The organism is Paraburkholderia sp., from assembly GCF_026225065.1.
Lineage (GTDB): Bacteria > Pseudomonadota > Gammaproteobacteria > Burkholderiales > Burkholderiaceae > Paraburkholderia.
Genome location: NZ_JAMFSB010000414.1, coordinates 1 through 2,737, shown reverse-complemented (window position 1 = coordinate 2,737; position 2,737 = coordinate 1). Strand labels below are relative to the sequence as shown.

Sequence of the window (2,737 nt, the reverse complement as noted above, 5' to 3'; positions counted from 1 at the left end):
TCACTTTCAGCGAATTGTCGTTCAGGTCGGTACAGGCGGTTTCGCGCGCGGCGGCGCGGATCAACGCTTGGAACAGGTCGATTTCGTAATTGCTGTGGACGTGTTGCAGGATGGCGGCCAGGCGCTCGAGGCCCATGCCGGTGTCGACGCACTGCTTGGGCAGCGGCGTCAGAGTGCCTTGCGCGTCGCGGCTGAACTGCATGAACACGAGATTCCAGATCTCGATGTAGCGGTCGCCGTCTTCCTCGGGCGATCCCGGCGGGCCACCCCACACTTCCGGGCCGTGGTCATAGAAGATTTCCGAGCATGGGCCGCACGGGCCGACGTCGGCCATCTGCCAGAAATTGTCCGACGCGTAGCGCGCGCCCTTGTTGTCGCCGATGCGGATGATCCGCTCGGTCGGCACGCCCACTTCCTTCGCCCAGATGTCGTAGGCCTCGTCGTCTTCCTGATAGACGGTGACCCAGAGCTTGTCTTTGGGCAACTGGTACACGCCCGTCAGCAGTTCCCACGCGTAGTGGATTGCGTCGCGCTTGAAGTAGTCGCCAAACGAGAAGTTGCCGAGCATCTCGAAGAACGTGTGGTGACGCGCCGTGTAGCCGACGTTTTCGAGGTCGTTGTGCTTGCCGCCCGCGCGCACGCTGCGCTGTGACGTCGTGGCGCGCGAGTACGGACGCGATTCCGCGCCGAGGAACACGTCTTTGAACTGCACCATCCCCGAATTGGTGAAGAGCAGCGTGGGGTCGTTGCCGGGCACAAGGCTCGACGAGCGAACGATCGTATGGCCCTTCGATTCGAAGAACTTGAGGAATTTCTCGCGGATTTCGGCGGCTTTCATAGCGTACTGGGACGGTCCTGGCTGGATCTGGCGACATCCGAGAGTGACATCTGGAATGCGCCAACCGATTGTTGCTTAAACGACTGATTATACGGGATCAGCGCCCTTGCGAGGCGGCTCAGCGCCGCCAGAGCGCAGGATTAGCCGTCCGGCCAGGTTTTGGCACCGGGCGCCGTGTTTCGAGAGGGCGTTCGCCCTATGCCATTCGGCCGAATGGGCCTGAACGCGGGAATCGCTTAAGATTCCGGACATCGACACTGCACTGCCTCTGCCTCAATACCAAAGCGCCCCTCTGTGGGAGCACCGACCCCGCAGCTCGGCCAACCGCAACAACTTTGCATGGGACCGGAGTAAGCGCTGAAGCGCCAACTCTGGCCGACACAGGAGACATCGACACAATATGGGCGCTCTCAGTCATATCCGCGTGCTGGACCTCACCCGCGTGCTCGCCGGCCCGTGGTGCGCGCAAACGCTCGCCGACTTCGGCGCGGACGTCATCAAGATCGAACGGCCTGAGGTCGGCGACGACACCCGCCACTGGGGGCCCCCGTACCTCAAAACGCCAGACGGTGCGGATACCCACGAGGCCGCCTACTACCTCGCGGCGAATCGCAACAAGCGCTCGGTGACGGTGGATATCGCCACGCCCGAAGGACAGCGCATCATTCGCGAACTGGCCGCCCAGAGCGATGTGGTGATGGAAAACTACAAGGTCGGCCAGTTGCAGAAATACGGCCTCGACTATGCGTCGCTGAAGGAAATAAAGCCGGACCTCATCTACTGCTCCGTGACCGGCTTCGGTCAAACCGGCCCGTACGCGCAACGGGCGGGGTACGACTTCATTGTGCAGGGTATCGGCGGTTTCATGAGCATCACCGGCGAGCGCGACGGCTTGCCGGGCGGCGGTCCGCAAAAGGCCGGCGTGGCGATCGCGGATCTGATGACCGGCATGTATTCGACCGTTGCCGTGCTGACCGCGCTCACGCATCGCGACCGCACGGGCGAAGGCCAGTACATCGACATGGCGCTACTCGACGTGCAGGTCGCGATGCTGGCGAACATGAACTCCAATTTCCTCGCGAGCGGTCAGCCGCCAGCACGCTGGGGCAATGCGCATCCGAACATCGTGCCCTACCAGACCTTCCAGACGAGCGACGGGTGGATCATCGTCGCAGTCGGCAACGACGGGCAATTTCGCAAATTCGTCGAAGCCGGTGGCCGCACAGAGTTGGCCGACGACGAGCGCTTTGCCACCAACCCTGCGCGCGTACGCAATCGCGATACGCTGGTGCCGATTCTCGCGGAGATGGTCCGCACGCTCGGCAAGCAGCAATGGATTGCGGCGCTCGAAGCGGCCGGCGTGCCGTGCGGTCCGATCAACGATCTGGCCGAGGTGTTCGAAAACGAGCAGGTGGTGGCGCGCGGCATGCAGGTCGATCTGCCGCATCCGTCCGGCGGCAACGTGAAGCTGGTGCGCAATCCGATCAACATGAGCGGCACGCCACCGCAGGCACTGACACACCCGCCCACGCTCGGCGAGCATACGGAGACTGTCCTGCGCGACGTGCTGGGCTATGACGAGGACCGAATTGCGGCGCTGCGCGCGCAAGCGGCGATCTGAGGGCGGGGCGGCGCGATGGGCTCGGGCGGAGGGTTCGGGCCAAGGCCAGCGGCCACAAAAGGCCCGCGGCTAATCCGGTCCAGGGTCGACGCGGCGCGCGGCGGGCCTAGGCCTCAGCCCCAGCCGCGCGCCCTATTGAAACACCGCTCCCACGCCTGCACCACGCGGGTCCGCCGCAGGTTGCGGGGTCGTGCCTTCGACGCGGATCAGCTGCACGTCGCCGTTGAACGACTGCCCTTCGAGCGTATAGCCCTTGGCCTTCAACTGGTCGGCGAGCT

Annotated in this window: 2 protein-coding genes; one reads left to right on the top strand and one right to left on the bottom strand. The window is 64.0% G+C overall.

The window, feature by feature from the left end:
* Window positions 1–838: alanine--tRNA ligase-related protein (locus M0954_RS28600; RefSeq protein ID WP_297356855.1), on the bottom strand; the 838-nt coding region annotated here is incomplete at its 3' end.
* Between the two features lie 400 nt (window positions 839–1,238).
* Between M0954_RS28600 and M0954_RS28595 the strand changes: the two genes are divergently transcribed.
* Complete coding sequence (locus M0954_RS28595) at window positions 1,239–2,459, top strand: CaiB/BaiF CoA-transferase family protein (RefSeq protein WP_297356853.1); 1,221 nt, start codon at window positions 1,239–1,241, stop codon at window positions 2,457–2,459.
* Window positions 2,460–2,737: the final 278 nt, after the last annotated feature.

Bases quoted from the DNA above. Each gene is read 5' to 3' on its own strand.
- M0954_RS28595 (WP_297356853.1), top strand. From the start codon at position 1,239: ATGGGCGCTCTCAGTCATATCCGCGTGCTGGACCTCACCCGCGTGCTC.